Annotated in this window: 24 protein-coding genes and 1 pseudogene; 14 read left to right on the forward strand and 11 right to left on the reverse strand. The window is 54.6% G+C overall.

Annotation, left to right across the window (positions count from 1 at the left end):
- Positions 1-46: 46 nt before the first annotated feature.
- Both gsiC and gsiD read left to right on the forward strand, forming a co-directional pair.
- Positions 47-967, forward strand: coding sequence for a glutathione ABC transporter permease GsiC (gene gsiC, locus MKR05_RS19355; RefSeq protein ID WP_130952937.1), 921 nt, complete (start codon positions 47-49; stop codon positions 965-967).
- Position 968: 1 nt separating this feature from the next.
- Positions 969-1,880 (forward strand): glutathione ABC transporter permease GsiD, encoded by a 912-nt coding sequence (gene gsiD, locus MKR05_RS19360; protein WP_023288969.1) that lies wholly within the window; start codon positions 969-971, stop codon positions 1,878-1,880.
- A 931-nt stretch (positions 1,881-2,811) separates the two neighbouring features.
- Here the strand turns inward: gsiD and rimO are convergent.
- Positions 2,812-4,137: a 30S ribosomal protein S12 methylthiotransferase RimO gene (gene rimO, locus MKR05_RS19365; protein ID WP_044521875.1), complete on the reverse strand. Its 1,326-nt coding sequence runs from the start codon at positions 4,135-4,137 to the stop codon at positions 2,812-2,814.
- 235 nt (positions 4,138-4,372) lie between these two features.
- Positions 4,373-5,614: an oligosaccharide MFS transporter gene (locus MKR05_RS19370; protein WP_044521877.1), complete on the reverse strand. Its 1,242-nt coding sequence runs from the start codon at positions 5,612-5,614 to the stop codon at positions 4,373-4,375.
- Between the two features lie 371 nt (positions 5,615-5,985).
- On the opposite strand from MKR05_RS19370, the gene bssR reads away from it, so the two are divergent.
- The gene (bssR, locus tag MKR05_RS19375; protein ID WP_023288972.1) at positions 5,986-6,369 is read left to right on the forward strand and encodes a biofilm formation regulator BssR; all 384 of its coding nucleotides are present in this window, start codon (positions 5,986-5,988) and stop codon (positions 6,367-6,369) included.
- Positions 6,370-6,484: 115 nt separating this feature from the next.
- Positions 6,485-7,594 carry a PQQ-dependent sugar dehydrogenase gene (locus MKR05_RS19380; RefSeq protein WP_044521879.1) on the forward strand — a complete coding sequence of 370 codons (1,110 nt, stop codon included), beginning with the start codon at positions 6,485-6,487 and terminating at the stop codon, positions 7,592-7,594.
- 2 nt (positions 7,595-7,596) lie between these two features.
- Here the strand turns inward: MKR05_RS19380 and MKR05_RS19385 are convergent, their stop codons facing one another.
- From MKR05_RS19385 to MKR05_RS19430, 9 genes and pseudogenes are all read right to left on the reverse strand, one after another.
- Complete coding sequence (locus MKR05_RS19385; protein ID WP_023288974.1) at positions 7,597-8,223, reverse strand: glutathione S-transferase family protein; 627 nt, start codon at positions 8,221-8,223, stop codon at positions 7,597-7,599.
- A 97-nt stretch (positions 8,224-8,320) separates the two neighbouring features.
- Positions 8,321-9,607: a site-specific integrase gene (locus tag MKR05_RS19390; protein ID WP_087776126.1), complete on the reverse strand. Its 1,287-nt coding sequence runs from the start codon at positions 9,605-9,607 to the stop codon at positions 8,321-8,323.
- Positions 9,607-9,822 (reverse strand): excisionase family protein, encoded by a 216-nt coding sequence (xisR, locus tag MKR05_RS19395; protein ID WP_023297262.1) that lies wholly within the window; start codon positions 9,820-9,822, stop codon positions 9,607-9,609. The genes MKR05_RS19390 and xisR overlap by 1 nt, the downstream gene beginning before the upstream one ends.
- 87 nt (positions 9,823-9,909) lie before the next feature.
- Entirely contained in the window at positions 9,910-10,254 is a 345-nt protein-coding gene (locus MKR05_RS19400) for a hypothetical protein (RefSeq protein WP_064175997.1), read from the reverse strand.
- Positions 10,251-10,477, reverse strand: a pseudogene (locus MKR05_RS19405) (hypothetical protein). Before MKR05_RS19405 ends, MKR05_RS19400 begins: the two are co-directional and overlap by 4 nt.
- 231 nt (positions 10,478-10,708) lie before the next feature.
- On the reverse strand, positions 10,709-10,930 hold the full coding sequence (locus MKR05_RS19410) for a hypothetical protein (RefSeq protein ID WP_284118541.1): 222 nt from the start codon (positions 10,928-10,930) through the stop codon (positions 10,709-10,711).
- A gap of 72 nt (positions 10,931-11,002) precedes the next feature.
- On the reverse strand, positions 11,003-11,296 hold the full coding sequence (locus MKR05_RS19415; RefSeq protein WP_130948995.1) for a host cell division inhibitory peptide Kil: 294 nt from the start codon (positions 11,294-11,296) through the stop codon (positions 11,003-11,005).
- A gap of 428 nt (positions 11,297-11,724) precedes the next feature.
- Complete coding sequence (locus MKR05_RS19425; RefSeq protein ID WP_160124493.1) at positions 11,725-11,901, reverse strand: hypothetical protein; 177 nt, start codon at positions 11,899-11,901, stop codon at positions 11,725-11,727.
- A 173-nt stretch (positions 11,902-12,074) separates the two neighbouring features.
- Complete coding sequence (locus tag MKR05_RS19430) at positions 12,075-12,476, reverse strand: helix-turn-helix domain-containing protein (protein ID WP_064175995.1); 402 nt, start codon at positions 12,474-12,476, stop codon at positions 12,075-12,077.
- A gap of 106 nt (positions 12,477-12,582) precedes the next feature.
- On the opposite strand from MKR05_RS19430, the gene MKR05_RS19435 reads away from it, so the two are divergent.
- The 10 genes from MKR05_RS19435 to MKR05_RS19480 all read left to right on the forward strand — a co-directional run bounded on the left by MKR05_RS19435 (position 12,583) and on the right by MKR05_RS19480 (position 17,738).
- Entirely contained in the window at positions 12,583-12,834 is a 252-nt protein-coding gene (locus tag MKR05_RS19435) for a YdaS family helix-turn-helix protein (protein ID WP_044351551.1), read from the forward strand.
- Positions 12,834-13,247 carry a toxin YdaT family protein gene (locus MKR05_RS19440; RefSeq protein WP_064175994.1) on the forward strand — a complete coding sequence of 138 codons (414 nt, stop codon included), beginning with the start codon at positions 12,834-12,836 and terminating at the stop codon, positions 13,245-13,247. Before MKR05_RS19435 ends, MKR05_RS19440 begins: the two co-directional genes overlap by 1 nt.
- 265 nt (positions 13,248-13,512) lie before the next feature.
- Complete coding sequence (locus MKR05_RS19445) at positions 13,513-14,607, forward strand: hypothetical protein (protein WP_152843176.1); 1,095 nt, start codon at positions 13,513-13,515, stop codon at positions 14,605-14,607.
- 26 nt (positions 14,608-14,633) lie between these two features.
- Complete coding sequence (locus tag MKR05_RS19450; protein ID WP_064162771.1) at positions 14,634-15,029, forward strand: hypothetical protein; 396 nt, start codon at positions 14,634-14,636, stop codon at positions 15,027-15,029.
- A complete protein-coding gene (locus tag MKR05_RS19455) occupies positions 15,029-15,250 on the forward strand; it encodes a hypothetical protein (protein WP_023158880.1) in 222 nt (73 codons plus the stop codon). Before MKR05_RS19450 ends, MKR05_RS19455 begins: the two co-directional genes overlap by 1 nt.
- A complete protein-coding gene (locus MKR05_RS19460; protein WP_029499288.1) occupies positions 15,243-16,034 on the forward strand; it encodes a hypothetical protein in 792 nt (263 codons plus the stop codon). Before MKR05_RS19455 ends, MKR05_RS19460 begins: the two co-directional genes overlap by 8 nt.
- Positions 16,027-16,503, forward strand: a complete 477-nt coding sequence (locus tag MKR05_RS19465) for a hypothetical protein (protein ID WP_284118543.1) — start codon at positions 16,027-16,029, stop codon at positions 16,501-16,503. Before MKR05_RS19460 ends, MKR05_RS19465 begins: the two co-directional genes overlap by 8 nt.
- Positions 16,503-16,883 carry an HNH endonuclease gene (locus tag MKR05_RS19470; RefSeq protein ID WP_284118544.1) on the forward strand — a complete coding sequence of 127 codons (381 nt, stop codon included), beginning with the start codon at positions 16,503-16,505 and terminating at the stop codon, positions 16,881-16,883. Before MKR05_RS19465 ends, MKR05_RS19470 begins: the two co-directional genes overlap by 1 nt.
- Positions 16,880-17,353, forward strand: a complete 474-nt coding sequence (locus MKR05_RS19475; RefSeq protein ID WP_064176219.1) for a hypothetical protein — start codon at positions 16,880-16,882, stop codon at positions 17,351-17,353. The genes MKR05_RS19470 and MKR05_RS19475 overlap by 4 nt, the downstream gene beginning before the upstream one ends.
- The gene (locus MKR05_RS19480) at positions 17,343-17,738 is read left to right on the forward strand and encodes a hypothetical protein (protein ID WP_064162773.1); all 396 of its coding nucleotides are present in this window, start codon (positions 17,343-17,345) and stop codon (positions 17,736-17,738) included. Before MKR05_RS19475 ends, MKR05_RS19480 begins: the two co-directional genes overlap by 11 nt.
- Positions 17,739-17,759 lie beyond the last annotated feature (21 nt).

Below are 17,759 nucleotides of genomic sequence, written 5' to 3' on the forward strand. Positions count from 1 at the left end.
GGTGGGAGGAGGGCGGTTTTTCCGCGGGGCGGGTGGTGGAGGTACGATGCTCAACTATGTGATTAACCGCCTGCTGGGGCTGATCCCCACCCTGCTAATCGTCGCGGTGCTGGTGTTTCTCTTCGTCCATATGCTGCCCGGCGATCCGGCGCGGCTGATTGCCGGACCGGAAGCCGACGCCCAGGTGGTGGCGATGGTGCGTCAGCAGCTGGGGCTTGACCAGCCGCTGCACGTCCAGTTTTGGCACTACATCACCAACGTGCTGCGCGGCGATTTTGGCATGTCCATGGCCTCGCGGCGTCCCGTTGCCAGTGAGATAGCCAGCCGCTTTATGCCCACCCTGTGGCTGACGCTGGCCAGCATGAGCTGGGCGGTGCTGTTTGGCATGGCGGCGGGGATCGCGGCGGCGGTGTGGCGCAATCGCTGGCCTGACCGTCTGGGAATGGCGCTGGCGGTGAGCGGCATTTCGTTTCCGGCCTTTGCCCTCGGTATGCTGCTGATGCAGGTGTTTTCGGTTGAGCTGGGCTGGCTGCCGACGGTGGGGGCCGACAGCTGGCGGCACTATATTTTGCCTTCGCTGACCCTCGGCGCGGCGGTGGCGGCGGTGATGGCGCGCTTTACCCGCGCGTCGTTCGTCGATGTGCTGCATGAAGACTATATGCGTACCGCCCGGGCGAAAGGGGTGAGCGAAACGCGGGTGGTGCTCAAGCATGGTCTGCGCAATGCGATGATCCCGGTCGTCACCATGATGGGGCTGCAGTTCGGCTTTCTGCTCGGCGGCTCGATCGTCGTGGAGAAGGTCTTCAACTGGCCGGGGCTGGGGCGACTGCTGGTCGATTCGGTAGAAATGCGCGATTACCCGGTGATTCAGGCGGAAGTGCTGCTCTTTTCGCTGGAGTTTATTCTTATCAATTTAGTGGTGGATGTGCTGTACGCGGCCATAAACCCGGCTATCAGGTATAAGTAAGGTGCGATTGCTTAACTGGAGAAGGCAGGCGGCGCTGAACGCCATGCCGGGCATCAGGCCCGGCGAGATCCATACCCCCTGGCATGAGTTCTGGCGGCGCTTTCGGCGTCAGCCGGTGGCCATGGGCGCCGGTATTTTTGTGCTGTTGCTGATTGCGGTGGCCATCGTCGCCCCATGGATAGCGCCGTACGATGCGGAAAATTATTTCGACTATGACCGGCTTAACGAGGGGCCTTCGCTGGTGCACTGGTTCGGCGTCGACTCGCTGGGGCGCGATATTTTCAGCCGGGTGCTGGTGGGCGCGCAGATCTCGCTGGCCGCCGGGGTGCTGGCGGTGCTGATTGGCGCAGCCATCGGCACGGTGCTTGGGCTGCTGGCCGGCTACTATGAGGGCTGGTGGGACCGGCTGATTATGCGTCTGTGCGACGTGCTGTTCGCCTTTCCGGGGATCCTGCTGGCGATCGCGGTGGTCGCCGTCATGGGCAGCGGGATGGCCAACGTGATTATCGCCGTGGCGATCTTCTCGATCCCGGCGTTCGCCCGGCTGGTGCGCGGCAATACCCTGGTATTAAAGCAGCAGACCTTTATTGAATCGGCGCGCAGCATTGGCGCCAGCGATGCCACCATCCTCTTCCACCACATCCTGCCGGGGACGGTGTCGTCAATCGTGGTTTATTTCACCATGCGCATTGGGGTATCGATTATTTCGGCGGCCAGTCTGTCGTTTCTCGGCCTCGGCGCGCAGCCGCCCACGCCGGAGTGGGGTGCCATGCTCAACGAGGCGCGGGCGGATATGGTGATGTCTCCGCACGTGGCGCTGTTTCCGGCGGTGGCGATTTTCTTGACCGTGCTGGCGTTTAATCTGCTGGGAGATGGCCTGCGCGATGCGCTGGATCCGAAGTTAAAGGGGTAGGGGACGTCGGGGGACGGTCTGGCGCACGACGGGGGGATAAGCTGCATCGGTTGCCCCTTTCTCATCCGGGAAAAGCGTTTATCACGTGTGGCGTCAGCGCATATTGCGCTCCCGGTTAATTTTCTGCGTTATGTCAATCATGGCGCAGGGAGCGCACAGGGGGCGGCCAGTCGCCGCCGCCCCCTGTACCCCCGGGCTCCGGCCAGCAAAATCGCCACTGCGTGGTGCCTTCGACTTTTCCCTGCAGGCTTCGGGTCGGGCCGAGGCAGCGTCCATGCAAAACACGGCCCTCAGCCCGCATCCATGCGGGCTGCCCCGGCCTTCCGGGAACGTCTCAGCGATTTTGAGGCCGTCAGCACCGGCAGTTTCAGCAACCATGGTGAATAAATTAACGACAGGTCGCACGAACCCCAGGCCGGGTCAGGCGTAGCCGCCACCCGGCATAAAAACGGCTCCGTGCCCGCTGTCATCGCCCGGTGGCGCAGCGCTTACCGGGCCTACGAGGTATGAGCCTGTGAGAGGACCCCGTAGGCCGGGTAAGGCGGAGCCGCCACCCGGCATAAAAGTGGCTCCGTGCCTGCTGTCATCGCCCGGTGGCGCTGCGCTTACCGGGCCTACGATGTGTCAGCCTGTGAGAGGACCCTCCAGGCCGGGTCAGGCGGAGCCGCCACCCGGCATAAAAGTGGCTCCGTACCTGCTGTCATCGCCCGGTGGCGCTGCGCTTACCGGGCCTACGATGTGTCAGCCTGCGAGAGGACCCTCCAGGCCGGATAAGGCGCAGCCGCCACCCGGCAAAATAACGGCGCAACAGGGTTGCCTGAAGGTAATCAATGCTTGCCCGGCGGCGCTGCGCTTGCCGGGCCTGGGGGGGAGCCTACGGGAGGACCCCCCAGGCAGGGGAATGCGATAAGCTGCTATCCGGGAAGCTGGACTAGATCCGGGTTCCCCACAGATCGTATTCGTCGGCGTGCTCGACTTTCACCCGCACCACGTCGCCCGGCTTAACGCGGGTTTCGCCGTTCAGGTAGACCGCGCCGTCGATTTCCGGGGCGTCGGCCATGCTGCGGCCAATGGCGCCTTCTTCATCCACTTCATCCACCAGCACCAGGATTTCGCGGCCCACTTTTTCCTGCAGACGCTCGGCAGAGATCTGCTGCTGCAGCTGCATAAAGCGGTTCCAGCGCTCCTCTTTCACCTCTTCCGGCACCTGGTCCGCCAGCTCATTGGCGGTGGCGCCTTCAACCGGGCTGTACTTGAAGCAGCCGACGCGGTCGAGACGCGCCTCTTTCAGGAAGTCGAGCAGCATCTGGAAATCTTCTTCCGTTTCGCCCGGGAAGCCCACGATAAAGGTGGAGCGCAGGGTCAGATCCGGGCAGACTTCACGCCACTGCTTGATGCGCGCCAGCTGACGGTCCGCGGATCCTGGACGCTTCATCAGCTTCAGGATACGCGGGCTGGCGTGCTGCAGCGGAATATCGAGGTACGGCAGAATTTTGCCTTCCGCCATCAGCGGGATCACATCGTCGACGTGCGGGTACGGGTAGACATAGTGCAGGCGCACCCAGATGCCGAGCTTCGCCAGCTCTTCGCACAGGCTGACCATGCTGGTCTTCACCGGCATACCGTTGTGGAAACCGGTGCGGTGCTTGACGTCGACGCCGTAGGCGGAGGTGTCCTGCGAAATCACCAGCAGCTCTTTCACGCCAGCGTCAGCGAGGCGTTTGGCTTCCGCCAGCACTTCGCCAATCGGACGGCTCACCAGATCGCCGCGCATGGACGGAATAATGCAGAAGGTGCAGCGATGGTTGCAGCCTTCGGAAATTTTTAAGTAGGCGTAGTGGCGCGGCGTCAGCTTAACACCCTGTTCCGGCACCAGGCTCAGGAACGGGTTGTGCTTCGGCTTTGGCGTATAGTGGTGGACGTGCTCCAGCACCTGCTCATAGCTGTGCGGACCGGTGATCTCCAGCACCTTCGGGTGCACTTCGCGGATCTGATCCTCTTTTGCGCCGAGACAGCCGGTGACGATCACCTTGCCGTTCTCTTTCAACGCTTCGCCGATCGCTTCCAGCGATTCCTGCACAGCGCTGTCGATAAAGCCGCAGGTGTTAACGATCACCATATCGGCGTTGTCGTAGGTAGGTACGACGTCATAACCTTCGGTGCGCAGTTCGGTCAGGATACGCTCTGAGTCCACGAGGTTTTTCGGGCAGCCCAGGGAGACGAAGCCGATTTTCGGCTGGTGCGTGACATTGCTCATAGCTTAAAAAGTGTTCAATTATTGGAATGGTCAGGGCAGGAATTCTACAGATCTTTGCGAAAAAGAGTATAGCTCCGTCACGGTTAATGGTGAAAAAGCGCACCCAACCCTGCCTTTCACGACCCTGCCGCTACAGCGGATCCCGCACGCCCCGGGGCAGAGGGGCGGGAAACGCTTCCGGCACGCCGTGCGCGCGGGCGGCGACTCATGCCCGGCGTTGCTGCCGGGCAGAGACTTATTGCGCCGGGGTGACGGCTCCGGAGGGGGCGACGCCGGGCTTTTTCGGCTCGCGCTTATCCTGCAGCGTGAAGACAGAGATCAGAGTAAAGAGCCCGGCTATGCCGCCGAGGATCAGATAGGTGTCGGCGAAGCCAATGGTATCGTACAGATAGCCTGCCAGCGGCGAGTAGATGGCGGTGGCGATCGAGGCGACAAACAGCACCAGTAAATAGACTGTTGAAGAGAGCTTGTGGTCGAAGTTGGCGGCGATGAATTTAAAGACCGACACCAGAATTAACGGTTTCTCCAGGGCATGCATCATTTTTACTGCGCCAATCCACACCGGGCCGAGAGGCACCGCCGAGCCAGCAATACGTACCGACATGATCAGCCCGGCAATGATCAGCGCCCATTTGGCGCCGGTCCGGTTAACAAACCACGGCATCAGGCATAAGAACAGCGTTTCGCCGCACACCTGAATGGAGGCGAGGATCCCATACCAGCGGTTGCCTTCCTCCGGCGTCGGGAATTGCAGCGAGAAGTACTGGGCAAATTGCTGATCGTAGGTGTCATAAATCTGCGTGACGAACAGGGTAAAGATCAGCAGCATCCAGAACTGGCTGTTCTTCGCCAGCTCAAGGGCATGGGAGACCTTCAGCGATTCGCTTCGCGCCACATCGGCGTCAGTTAATTCGATTTTGGTCAGCATAAAGCAGACGGCGGCGATGACGATGGCGAGGCTGGCGAGCCAGAAGGCCAGATTGGGATTGCTGTCGATATATTTACCGACGATCCAGGCCGCGGCCGCCCAGCCTAACGAGCCCCACATCCGCACCCGACCGTATTCGAACTGGTAGCGGCGGGAAATCTTATCGATATAAGAGTCGATCACCCCGCAGCCGGAGTTAAAGATGATCCCCAGATAGATGCCCCCCAGCAGCGCGCCAATCCAGAAGCTATGCATCAGCAGCGGCGCGTAAACGTAGATAAAGAAGGGGCCTACCGGCAGGAGCAGCGCCACCAGCAGCCAGATAAGGCGTTTTTTCAGGCCGAACTTGTCGGAGATAAAGCCGAAGAAAGGCTGCATCAGCAGGGCGATAAAGGCGTTGATCGAATAGAGCAGGCCGGTTTTCGTGGCGCTGATGCCAAGGTGCTGGGTGGTCCAGATGACAAAGAAAGCCATGGTCGACGACCAGGCGAACAGGTAGAGGAAATCGAAAAGACTCAACAGAAGGTAGTTTCTTTTACCGGGCGTCATGGTTCAGTTCCTTGCAAAGGGGCAGAGAGATCATCAGCGAACCGCGGTCGCTGTTTTTATTAAATGTTATACGTATTACATTAATGATTTGTTATGGCATCCTGAGTGGCCATCGCGCAATAGCTCCAGCGATATAGTGTGATCATTGCAGCACTATTTTGGCCTTTTTATGGCGGCGAATGCGAATTAATTTCTTTGTGAAATCAAATGTGATCGTATAACATAATCTTTGTTATATACCTGACAATGCGGCAAGGTTGTTACATTGTAAAGGGTGTTAAAGGCTTGGGAATAATTGACCTGGCGCATCATTTTGTACAAAAAATAACCGTATTATGGATGAGGTAAAGGACGACAGAGGAGGAACCGTGATGACCGTTGACAGACTATACCGCCACCTTTTGCAGAAGCTCATTAACGCCAATATCGATATTGACGCCTATCTGCAGCTGCGAAAGGCCAAAGGCTACATGTCAGTCAGCGAAAATGACCATCTGCGTGAAAACTTGTTTGAGCTTTGCCGTGAAATGCGTGCCCAGGCGCCGCGCCTGCAGAATGTCATTTCACCGGAGGAGAGGGATGCCCTTCGTTTGGCCGGCGAGTCCGTCGCCGCCGCTGCAGTATGCCTGATGAGCGGACATCATGATTGTCCGCTGTACATCGCTGTTAACGTAGAGAAGCTAGAACGCTGTCTGACAGGATTGACTTCAAATATTCATAAATTGAATAAATTGTCGCCAATCCCTCATGCCTGATCGGCTGAAACCCAGGGGAAGTGGACGCTTCCCCTGTTAAAGGTTATGTAAAAATCCCCGCGCAAATCTCCCCGCTGGCTACCCTTTAGCGCAGAGCTGACGAAAGGAGAATGCCATGCGTCCGATCCCGCTGCTGTTGCTATTGAGCGCCCTGTCGCTGCCGGCCCTGAGCCAGGCCGCGGTGCGGGTGGAAGTATTGCAGAACCGGCTGGCCCATCCGTGGAGCCTGGCGTTTCTCCCCGGCGACCAGGGCATGTTGATTACTCTGCGCGGCGGCGAGCTCAAGCGCTGGCAGCCGGGTAAAGGCCTGTCGGCGCCGATAGCCGGCGTGCCGCAGGTGTGGGCCAACGGCCAGGGAGGCTTACTGGACGTGGCGCTGGCCCCGGATTTCGCGCAGTCGCGGCGGGTGTGGCTAAGCTATGCGGAGAGCGACGCCAGCGGCAAAGCGGGCACCGCGGTGGGCTACGGGCAGTTGAGCCAGGATGCCACGCAGCTGACGAACTTCACCGTGGTGTTTCGCCAGCAGCCGAAACTCTCCGTCGGCAATCATTTTGGTGGCCGGCTGGTATTCGACGGCAAAGGGCATCTGTTTATTGGCCTCGGGGAGAACAATCAGCGTCCCACCGCTCAGGATCTCGGCAAGCTGCAGGGAAAAGTGGTCCGTCTGACGGAGACCGGGGGCGTTCCGCCGGATAACCCCTTTGTTGGCCGGGCCGACGTGAGGCCGGAGATCTGGGCCTACGGCATCCGCAATCCGCAGGGTATGGCGATGAATCCGTGGAGCGGGGCGCTGTGGCTGAACGAGCATGGTCCGCGCGGCGGGGATGAAATTAATATCCCGCAGGCGGGAAAAAACTACGGCTGGCCGCTGGCGACGCACGGCATTAACTACAGCGGCCTGCCCATTCCGGAGGCCAGGGGCAAGACGGTGCCGGGGACCGAGCCTCCCCTGCATGTCTGGCCGGTCTCACCGGGAGTGAGCGGGATGGCCTTTTACGCGGCGCAGACCTTTCCCCAGTGGCAACATAAGCTGTTTATCGGCGCGCTGAAGGAGACGTCGCTGATTGTTCTGGCGGTGGACGGCAATCAGGTCCGTGAGGAGGAGCGCCTGCTGGAGGCGCGCGGGAAACGGATCCGCGACGTCCGCGTGGGACCCGACGGCTATCTGTATGTGTTAACCGACGAGTCTAACGGCGAGCTATTGCGGCTGAGTCCGGAGAGTTAATTTCAGGTGACCGGGATCTGCACCACTTCGCGCCAGGCCGGACGCTGGCTAATCTGCTGATACCAGCGCTGCAGATGGGGACGCGGTTGCCAGCTGTCGAGGATCGACAGCAGGTTGTAGACGAAGGGGGCGACGGCAATATCGCCAAGGCCGAACTGCCCGCCGGAGAGCCACGGCGTTTTCGCCAGCTCGTCATCCAGCATGGCGAACAGCGCTTCGCAGGCGCTGATCCCCGCGGCGATGGCCGCCGGGTCGCGTTGCTCCGGCGGCGTCCTCACCAGGCCCATTAACACCGGGCGATGGGCGGGAGAGAGCGTGCCGTTGGACCAGTCCATCCACTTATCGCCTTGCGCGCGCTGCGCCGGCGCGGCCAGCCACAGACGGTCAGCGCCATACTGGGCGGCAAGGTAGCGAATAATCGTATTTGATTCCCACAACACCACCCCGGTGGCGTCGTCCTTTAACAGCGGCACCAGCCCGTTGGGGTTCATCGCCAGATATTCCGGGTCACGATTGAGACCAAACTCCAGCCCGGCGAGGATTTGCTCATACGGCAGATCCAGCTCCTCCAGCACCCAGCGCACTTTCTTCACGTTGGTCGAGTTATTACGTCCCCACAGTGTAATCATTTTCGCTCCTGAGTTTGTTTCACTGCCGTTGCAGCGCGATCGGCGATCATGTTGGGATAAAGTTAATATTCCGGCAAGCTTTTTTATTTTGCTGAAATCAAACGTTTTTTATACCAACTACCTTGCGTTTGGGGCACCCTTGGGACACAACGTCAGAAAAACTGCTATTCAGCATCTCCACCTGGTTGCGGTCCATCTCTCCGATCCACTTCGAGTAAATCTCATAAACCATCTTCGCGTTTTCGTGACCCATCTGTCCGGCGATAAACGACGGGTTAGCACCGGCAGTTAATAACCAGCACGCAAAAGTGTGGCGCGACTGGTAAGGGCGCCTGTTCCTGATACCTGCCTTCTTTAATCCTGCCTCCCAACTATACCCCAGAGACTGAGATCCGTAATACTTCGTTTCCCCGCGCCAGTTTTTGGGCGGGATAAACACGAACCGCAGTTTTTGTTGTTCAGTTAAACCATGTTCGCGGTGATGGAAGGTGATTTCGGTTTTGCTTAATGCGCCAGTTAGCTTGAATTGCTCACGTAAAGCGTTCAGCGCAGGCTCAAGCAGGGTTACAGTTCTGATCCCCGCTTCGGTTTTAGGTGGCACAAACAGTCCCTCGTTAGTCTGATTACGCCTAACGTGAAGTTCACCCTTATCAAGGTCCACATCTTCCCAGGCTAAAGCTGTAAGCTCTCCATGCCGAAGGCCGGTAAAGATAGCTGTAGTCCAGAGTAAAACATAACGAGGAGATAGCGCTTTTATAAAACCTTCGAACTCACTCTGGAGAAGCGGATCCGGGTCTCTCCTGGAGCGCTTGAGCATCTTTATACCTTCGTGCGGGGTATGCTCGATAAAACCGCTCAGGTTAGCCAGTTTGAGCAACGCAGTCAGGTTGTTCATCAGGCCGTTGACCGTGGATACAGCCCGACCTTTTCTTTTTAACCAGGGCGCATGATCGCTAAAGGTGTTTCCCGTCAACAGCAAGTTTCTGTAATTCAACAGATCGGTATGCTGAATATCTGCAATATGCGTATTACTTCCGACGATAGCGCAAAGTGTTGCTATTCGTGATTCTGCACCTCTGTATGAGGCAGCTGAAACCTCAAGCTTTTTGGCATCAAGATAAACTTTGCATAATTCACCAAAGGTTTTAACTTTTTGTGTCGTGGTAAATTTTTTAATCGCTTTTGATTCAGGAAAATGCTCTGCATAGTCAAACTTCCCCTGCTGAATCTCACTTACTATTAAAGCACGGAGGTTACCAGCCTTTCGTATATTGCTATTTGATACAGTCCAGCCCCGCAAAACTTCGCGGCACCGTATGCCGCGATATAGAAAGCTAATTCTTATTCCCTTCCCATGCAGCTCTACGCCAGCTGGCATATTCATTATGTTTCCCCGACAAGCCTATTAATCCTGGTGTAGTTGTAGAGAAGAGTCACCCTTCCTTCTGAAGCTTCGGGGTCAGGTGAGTGCTTCTTATAATGAACCCCCTCAATCCATCTCCCCTCCCGGTAAGATTTAATTTGCCGGGGAGTCATATACATCTTCGCTACAATTCCCTTTTCCATCACCCATTCATCTTCTTGAGTAATATCGGCCATAAATAACCTCATGGCCGGGAAACTATAATCAGTTCCCCGGTTTAATGTTGATTATTGGAAATCAGTTTAGTATTGATACTCGATATTTCAGTCGTTCCATGCATCAAGTTCGTTCTCGATCTCTTCGTCGATTTCGTCGTTGGTAGCGTCTTCGTCCAGGTAGTTACGCGCTTCTTTCAGGTACTGCTCATGGCGTTCCCGATACCAGGCCGAAAATTCTGGCGTCCAGCCACACAGCGATCCGTCATAGTCAACCTTGGCGTTACGTTCAGCCATGCTCTCGACCATGCTGTAAGCGGTGGTAAGCGCCGCTTCGCGGATATACCCGCGCAGGTCGCTTTTGCGCCAGTAGGGGTTAACTTTTGAATCGCAGATAGATTTAAATTTCACTTTCCAGCGGCGGATACAACGCGCATTTAAGGATTTGCTCATCGTGATGCCTCCGCTTTAATCGCTTTATACGCACTCAGTACGTGAGAGGTTTTACCCGTAATTACCGTTTTTTTAAAATAAAGAAACCGCTACGCTTAGCGCGAACCGAAGGAGCAAGAAATAGCGCTGTATCAACAGCGCGGTTATGAAGACGGAATTCAAAAACCGTGCTGGTAATCGTGGCGGTAGCAATTGCACATTTATCGTTAAATTCTATTTTCATGATTGTGCTTTCCTGTCTTTAAGTTGGTTGTATTTTTCATGGCTCATAACTTCCCAGCAGTTCCCGTTATTGCGGGATAATAAACGCCATTTTCTTCCAATCTTTAAACTTAAATTTCCGCATTTGATGCGACATGGCTTTATGTTTCCTTTGCTATACAAGCTGAGGATTTGCGATGCCTTTTCGTTTACATGCGGTGGAATACGGTTAGATGTGATTATCATCCTTCACCTACCAGCGCTTGTTGGCAAGGTGTCCAGGTCGTGACGGCAAGGTTTTACGAAACGAGGAAGCAGCAGCGGAGAGGGCGATTTTCTGCTTTTCTTTCTCATTGCATACCGGGCAGAAATAAAAGTCTCTCCGATAAGCACCTCTTCCAGAGGGGCGGTATTGCAACTCATCGCGAGCAAAATAACCGCCGCAACCATGACAGTGCAACTTTAATTCTTCCATTTACATATCTCCGGTTGAATTTAATGTGTGTTCATACCTGCCAGTTAAGGCATTAAATAAAAGATGATGGTATTAGTAAGATACTTCGGTATTTATTTTATAACGTACATTGCCAGAGTCTGCGTTAACAGAAACCAAATCGCCATACATGTCATAATTCAAAATGACATCATTTAATTTCAGGGCTGAGAGAGATTCTTCGCGACTGCAAAACATAAAATCTTCTGCGTGCTTTGCTTTCTCAAAAATATCTTTCATAGACGAAAAAGCTTCGGCCCACATTTCACCATTGCCAATAAATTGCGCAATAGCCAGCTTGCTTTGCGCTGCTTTAAAAGCCGGGTTACCATGCAGTAAATTAGCCATTGAACACCCCTTTGATATACATAATTTCGACAGCCAGGCCGCCCCAGAAAACCAATCCGATGGCCAGCGCGATAACCAGGGAACGAATGCCGTTTTTGCTCATGAGGCACCCCAGCAAAATTCAAAGCTTACCCATGCGACTGCAACCACAAGCAGAGCAACCTTTATGCAGAACCGGTACCACGAAGGTACTTCATGTTCGCGGATCATTTCCTACCCCTCATTGTCATGTGAATTTGAGTACCAACAGACCTTGCAATGCAGTGCCGGGTGCCTCCCGGTGATACCAGCCAGTTAACAACTGGTATCGGCAGCTTTCTTTCCACCCCACTTTGGGAAACAAGTGGTACTGCTTTAACTGAACCGCGTGCGCATAGCCGCATTCACTGCATTGCAAGGTCTGTTGCAAAGGTGGCCAACCTGAAAAATCAGATGGCCGTGAGTTTTAGGTAGCGCTGTTTTGTGTCAATGCAGCCAGTTGACAGGGTACGGCCATGGGTAAGGCGAACTTCTTTTTGCGCATTGCGTGCAACGCGGGTACGACCGAAGTAAACGGGGTTGCCGGATTTCCGAACGGTGACCTTCAAGAGTCTTAATTTGCTCATACTTACCTCGTTTAGTTAGCCCTTATCGCCGGGTAGCGGAACGTTTAACCTATCGCACCGTTGTGTCGATGTACTTATGGTGAGCTACAGGCTAAATAAAATCAACCAAAAGATAAGTCAAAGGCTAAAAAAATACCGCCAATCGGCGGCATTCTTTTGAAATTGAAGTGAATTTATTTTTCTCTGGTAGTCGGATCTACGTTGTCAGAGTAAAAATCTTTGAGTTTTTGTAGCCGCATTTGGAATGCAGCCAGCATGTTGCGCCTCTCGATAGGCGGCAATTCGCGGAAAACTTCAATAAGTGCAATTTCGTCTTCAGTGTATGTCCCGCCGAGTTCCTCTGCTCCTGTAAGTATCCATGAGAGCGAGGTTTTAGCGGCCTTGGCTAGCTTGGCTGCTGACTCCTTGCTTATGGTTTCCCTCTTAAACCAGTTGGTTACAGAGGTAGGACTAACTCCCGCAATCCGAGCCATTTCTGTGCGAGACCAATGATTCACTTTCATCAACTCATCAAGTCTTGCGGCAAGCGTGCTTTGTGGCTTTGAGCCTGATTCATGCTGGGTTTCTGTCTTCATAGCAACAATTGTAAGCCACTGGCTAACACATTAATAATTTCTTGTTGTTGATTTTTTTTAGCCATTAGCTCAATATAATTGCACAATGGCTAAAAGAGAGGTTCATATGTCAGGTCTTGATAAGGCAATTTCAGCTGCAGGTGGAAAACGTCGGCTTGCACTTGCCTTGAACATTAAACCGTCATCGCTGAGTCGATGGATTCACAAGTACCAGGGTCAGGTTCCACCAAAGCGAGTAATTCAGGTTTACGAGGCAACTGGAATTACCCCGCATGAGTTGCGGCCTGATCTTCACCCAAACCCAACCAGTGGCCTTCCTGAGAATGATACGGCTACAGCAATGAAGGAGTCTGATTGATGGAAATCAAACACGAGCACGTTGAAATGGTCCTGCTGGCATGGGCTGCGGAAGTTGGTCAGGCGTTCGCGGCAAATGCTATCGCTGAAGAATATGCACGTATTGGTGGCGATCAGCTGCGCCTGGTGCCGGGGAAAACCTGGAGTAACCAGCAGAACATTTTCCATCGCTGGCTGAAAGGTGAGACCGAACTACAGCGCGAAAAAATCCGTTTGCTGCTCCCGGCAATCCTGCGTGTTCTGCCGCGTGAAATCCGTCATCGCTTGAGCATCTACGACACCATTGAGCGCCGGGCGCTGCTTGCGGCTCAGCACGCTATTGGAACGGCAATTGATGCTCACGATGACGCTATTGAAGCCGTCTACAGAAAGGCTTATCAGCCTGGAGCTGTTGAAGTGCCGAAGTACCACTGATTCCGGAGGTGACTATGTGTAACCAGTCTGCTGCTGAATTGATTGCACGCCTTAAAAAGGCTTATCCGGCGTATGTGCCATCCGAAGGGGATTGCGCAAGTAACGGGATACCCAAGGCGGGAGCACGCTTTCAGCACAGACACAAGGGGCACATGGTGACGGTACTCACGGCAACTGAGAAAGACGTCTCCTATCGAAAAGTCTGCGGGACCGTTGGCTGGGTGGGATTACGCGAGTTTTTACGGTTACACAACGAGGTTTCGGAATGAACAATCAGGTCTTTGAAATTGTTCAGGCCATGTCGGGGCAGGGGAACTGCATAACGATTCCTGGACCCTATCTGGATTTATTTGCTGGAGACAGGCAGCAGCATTTGCTGGCAGCGATTCTCAATCAGCTGGTGTTCTGGTCGGGTAAGTCGAGTCTGGATGATGGCTGGTTTTACAAGGAACATGCGGCGCTTGCGAAAGAGGTTCGCGCTAAAGATGGCGATGTTGTCCGAAAAGCGATGTTCAAAATTACGGATCAGTACCTGTCTGGCGTTATCGAAGAAGAGCTTCGCCAGGTGGGTGGAACACCCAAAAAGCATTACCGAATTGACCAGGAAGCGCTCATTTCCCGGATATTCCCGCAAATACTGGATTCGGCTCAAGAGCCGAATGGGAATAAGTCACTGAAAGTAATGGAAACGGCTTATAAGCCGAATGGAAACGACGCAAAAGCCGAATCGAAGCAAGTTGCTGAAAGTAATGGAATCGGCTCTCAAGCCGAATGCATTCGTCCCAAGAGCCGAATGGAAACGGCTCATGAGCCGAATCCTGGAATCGGCTCTCAAGCCGAATCCTATCTCTATACAGATCTTAAAAACAGATCATTACATACAGATCATAAAAACCTCGCGGGAGAGATTTCTCCTGTGGATAACTTTTCTGAATCGACTCAGAAAACCGCCATCCCGGAAGCAGTCATTCCTGACGCTACCGAAGCCAGTAACCTGGCTACCGATGATGATTTCGACCTCGCTACGTGGTTCTGGTCGACCATCATCGAGCTGTACGAACGCGCAGCAGAGTTCGACGGCACTCTGGCAAAACCAAGAGAGCCGAACTTCGCAGCCTGGGCGCAAGAAATTTGCATGCTGCGCCAGGAGCACGGCTGCAGCCATGACCAAATCCGCACCATGATTGAGCGCATTCAGCGCGATCAGTTCTGGTGCTCCCGAGTTCAATCCGTGAAAACCCTACGCAGCAAATGGCAGGAGCTGGCTCTGAAGTTATGCCCGGCGAACCTGGCAACCGGCAGCTCGTTCGGTGTGAGCAGCAAACTGGATACCGACATCCCGAAAGGTTTCCGGGGCTAACAAATTTAACCGTGAGGATATCTCTGATGGAAAAAATTACTGACGTGCTGAAAGAGCTGGAGAAGGTCACCTGCCGTGAGCTGGCTGTTTATTTCGACCTGACAGCACCTGAAATGCTGGCCCGCCTGATGGTGCTGGAGCGCGAAGGCAAAGCGCAAAACCTGAATGGCTACTGGATGCCGGGTGGAAGTACCGAGCCCGTAGCGGTAACCAGCAATCTCACAGCGCTGGATATCAAACTGCTCCAGTCGGTGCCGGTTGGCGTCTGGTTTGAGTGGCAGTCCCTGGCTGGTTTCGTTGATCGCCCTCGCTACCGCTGTGAACGTCTGGTGGCCGCCGGGTTTATGAATTCGAAGGTTACTAATCCTGGTAATCCGCACCACGGCACTAAATTCCAGAAAATCCGCGAGGTGACCCGGTGATGCGAGAGATACCTGATTGCCCGGTCTGTGGTTCGGCTGCGGAGTTCTATTTTCGGGATTACCAGGCGGGCGCCTGTTCCGGGGCCCTGAGATGCCCTTACGGACATCTCCGCGTACAGGATAGCTACTGGGCTGGTGGCAAGAGTAAATCGAAAATCCGGCTGATTGAAAAATGGTCTCAGCAGGTCGAACAGAAAAAAGGTGAAGTGAAAAATGGCTAAAAACTCGATCGACGCGTATGGCGCCAGCGGAAAAACCAACGTTCTGATGTTCGAACCGGAAAACCTGCACTTGGTTACCGACAAAACACACCCGCTTTACGATGAGCGTATCCACCTGCCTATCAGCGAAGCAATGGTACTGAACATTATGGACCAGGGCGTTCTTGAGCCGATTATCGTCTGGAAAGACCCCGAAAGCGGGCTGGCCTGTGTGGTGGATGGTCGTCAGCGCGTGCGTCATACCCTGGAGGCTAATAAGCGCCTGGTTAAACAGGGTGAATCTCCATTACTGGTTCCTGCGGTAACTAAACGCGGTTCAGCCGTTCGCATGGCGCAGGCGATGGTGAGCGCTAACGAAATCCGCCAGGCAGATACACCACTGGGCCGAGCAAAGAAAATGGCTGATGCGCTGGAGCGCGGGCACGACGAGGACGATTTAGCGCTGATGTTTGGCGTGAGTGTCCAGACCGTACGTGCAACCCTGTCACTGCTGGATGCCACCCAGGCAGTCAAAGACGCTGTAGAGTCCGGCACAGTGACGGTTACACAGGCGCGTCAACTGGCGTCACTGAAACCCGAAGAACAGCGGGAAAAGGTAGCGGAAATCGAGCAGGCGACCGCAGGCACAACTGGCCACGAAAAAGCCCGTCGGCAGCGCGCTGTTCTTGGCGAAACTAAGCCACGTCTCAAATCACGCAAAGAAATAACAAAAGCCCTCGAAGGTGCCACTGGCGATTATGCTGCGGCTCTGCGCTGGGTGCTTGGGGAGGCCAGTCATGACTGATATCACCGAACTGGCGCAGCGGAACGAGTTGCTGATTGCAAACGGGCAGCAGACAGCCGACCTGCTACGCCACCTGGCAGATAACGAAATTGATTCTGACTATTTTGCCGTTGTTTCAGAGTGCGAAAGCTACGGGAAAGAGACTGAAGCTGAGCTATCGATCACGGAGTTTGCCCTCCGTGCCGCTGGCTACGTTGATGCGCTGGTAGAGGCGCTGGAGAAGGCGCAGCAGCGGATCGTCGAACTGGATAGAAAAAACTGCGAGCTTGATTCGCTTACTCAGCGCTGGGCTGTTGAGCGTGCTGAAAATGCAGACCGTATCGCCGAGCTGGAGTCCCGCACCGTGAAGCTGCCGCATCGAAAACTTGGACACCCTAAATTATTCCTTCTTTGCCCGTTCCCTTACTACAACGCAGAGGATATGGAGAAGGCTCTGGCCGCCGCTGGCATCAAGTGGGAGGCTGAGTGATGGCACTGACCAAAAAACAGCGCGCAGATCTGCGCATGAAGTTTGGCGGCCGCTGTGCTTACTGCGGCTGTGAGCTTGGCGATAAATGGCACGCTGACCACGTCGAAGCAGTGCGAAGGAATATTAGTAACGGCTACGCAATGGACAGGCCAGAAAACGATACAGTCAGCAATATGGTTCCGGCATGCATCCCATGCAACCTGTTCAAAATGTGCAGCACGGTTGAGGATTTTCGCAATCGCATTGCAACTCAAGTTGATGTGACTCGCCGAGTATCGAGAAGCTACCGTACAGCGGAATCATTCGGCCTGGTTCAACCAACTAACGCGCCGGTAGTGTTCTGGTTCGAAAAGTATCAGGCAGAAGGAGCCAACCAATGACCAAATCAACCATAACCAGAGAAGAAAACGTTCAGGCAGTATTTGATTTAAAGGCTGGCTATCGGCTTGGGTTTGCCGACATAGAGATTCTCAAGCGAGTGGCCCGCATGGCGCTGGCCGCAATGGACAGCGAGCCGGATCGCAATCCTGTGCTGGCGTATGCCGACAGTTATCGTGATATGGCGAAACAAGGCGCCGAGTCAGTACCAATTTGGAGCGTCATTACCGACCTAGAACGAAACATAGCGCCGCTCTATCGCCACGCGCAGCCAGCGCCGGCAGTGCCTGATGATGTGCTGGAAGCATTGCAGAAGGTGGCTCGTATACGCCTCGACCTGGATGATTTCGACGGCGATCGCCGTGGCATCGCTGATTGCCTGTGTGATGCCGAAGAGGCGCTCATCGAGGTAGTAAACCGCCGTGCCGCCATGCTCGCAGCAGCGCCGCAGGAGGTGCCAGATGAAAAATGACAGCGACAACGTCATCACTCTGGTGCAGCCAAAGCGCGACGAAGAGAAGCTACTGAACATCACCGTAACCGACAGAAAGGACTACAGGCAGCAACACTGCAAGCATAAAGCCGTTGAAGTCGATGAGAAGGGGCGAATCATTCTGTGTCTTCAATGCGGCTGCGCTGTTGACCCATTCCAGTACGTTCTTCAATGCGCGACTGATGGCGAGGCTGTGGTGAGAGAGATTCAGCAGCTTCATAACCGTCGTGATGAGTTGCGCGAGGCCGTCGCCAACCTCGAACGCGAAGAGAAAAACGCAAAGGCCCGCTTGCGCTCAGCCAAGACCGCAATTCTCTTTGCAGAGAACGACCTGAAAAACACTGAGCAAGGGGCAAAACAATAAAACGCAAACGCGATATTTGTT

Origin of the sequence: Klebsiella sp. K5-204, from assembly GCF_030128585.1 — a bacterium.
GTDB lineage: Bacteria > Pseudomonadota > Gammaproteobacteria > Enterobacterales > Enterobacteriaceae > Klebsiella > Klebsiella quasipneumoniae.

Coding starts and splice junctions, on each gene's coding strand:
- MKR05_RS19380 (WP_044521879.1), top strand. CDS start 6,485: ATGCGTCCGATCCCGCTGCTGTTGCTATTGAGCGCCCTGTCGCTGCCG.
- MKR05_RS19430 (WP_064175995.1), bottom strand. CDS start 12,476: ATGAAGACAGAAACCCAGCATGAATCAGGCTCAAAGCCACAAAGCACG.
- gsiC (WP_130952937.1), top strand. CDS start 47: ATGCTCAACTATGTGATTAACCGCCTGCTGGGGCTGATCCCCACCCTG.
- MKR05_RS19390 (WP_087776126.1), bottom strand. CDS start 9,607: ATGAATATGCCAGCTGGCGTAGAGCTGCATGGGAAGGGAATAAGAATT.
- MKR05_RS19415 (WP_130948995.1), bottom strand. CDS start 11,296: ATGGCTAATTTACTGCATGGTAACCCGGCTTTTAAAGCAGCGCAAAGC.
- xisR (WP_023297262.1), bottom strand. CDS start 9,822: ATGGCCGATATTACTCAAGAAGATGAATGGGTGATGGAAAAGGGAATT.
- MKR05_RS19400 (WP_064175997.1), bottom strand. CDS start 10,254: ATGAGCAAATCCTTAAATGCGCGTTGTATCCGCCGCTGGAAAGTGAAA.
- MKR05_RS19450 (WP_064162771.1), top strand. CDS start 14,634: ATGGAAAAAATTACTGACGTGCTGAAAGAGCTGGAGAAGGTCACCTGC.
- MKR05_RS19410 (WP_284118541.1), bottom strand. CDS start 10,930: ATGGAAGAATTAAAGTTGCACTGTCATGGTTGCGGCGGTTATTTTGCT.
- MKR05_RS19440 (WP_064175994.1), top strand. CDS start 12,834: ATGGAAATCAAACACGAGCACGTTGAAATGGTCCTGCTGGCATGGGCT.
- MKR05_RS19445 (WP_152843176.1), top strand. CDS start 13,513: ATGAACAATCAGGTCTTTGAAATTGTTCAGGCCATGTCGGGGCAGGGG.
- bssR (WP_023288972.1), top strand. CDS start 5,986: ATGACCGTTGACAGACTATACCGCCACCTTTTGCAGAAGCTCATTAAC.
- MKR05_RS19370 (WP_044521877.1), bottom strand. CDS start 5,614: ATGACGCCCGGTAAAAGAAACTACCTTCTGTTGAGTCTTTTCGATTTC.
- MKR05_RS19470 (WP_284118544.1), top strand. CDS start 16,503: ATGGCACTGACCAAAAAACAGCGCGCAGATCTGCGCATGAAGTTTGGC.
- MKR05_RS19475 (WP_064176219.1), top strand. CDS start 16,880: ATGACCAAATCAACCATAACCAGAGAAGAAAACGTTCAGGCAGTATTT.
- MKR05_RS19465 (WP_284118543.1), top strand. CDS start 16,027: ATGACTGATATCACCGAACTGGCGCAGCGGAACGAGTTGCTGATTGCA.
- MKR05_RS19435 (WP_044351551.1), top strand. CDS start 12,583: ATGTCAGGTCTTGATAAGGCAATTTCAGCTGCAGGTGGAAAACGTCGG.
- MKR05_RS19425 (WP_160124493.1), bottom strand. CDS start 11,901: ATGAGCAAATTAAGACTCTTGAAGGTCACCGTTCGGAAATCCGGCAAC.
- MKR05_RS19455 (WP_023158880.1), top strand. CDS start 15,029: ATGCGAGAGATACCTGATTGCCCGGTCTGTGGTTCGGCTGCGGAGTTC.
- MKR05_RS19460 (WP_029499288.1), top strand. CDS start 15,243: ATGGCTAAAAACTCGATCGACGCGTATGGCGCCAGCGGAAAAACCAAC.
- MKR05_RS19385 (WP_023288974.1), bottom strand. CDS start 8,223: ATGATTACACTGTGGGGACGTAATAACTCGACCAACGTGAAGAAAGTG.
- MKR05_RS19480 (WP_064162773.1), top strand. CDS start 17,343: ATGAAAAATGACAGCGACAACGTCATCACTCTGGTGCAGCCAAAGCGC.
- rimO (WP_044521875.1), bottom strand. CDS start 4,137: ATGAGCAATGTCACGCACCAGCCGAAAATCGGCTTCGTCTCCCTGGGC.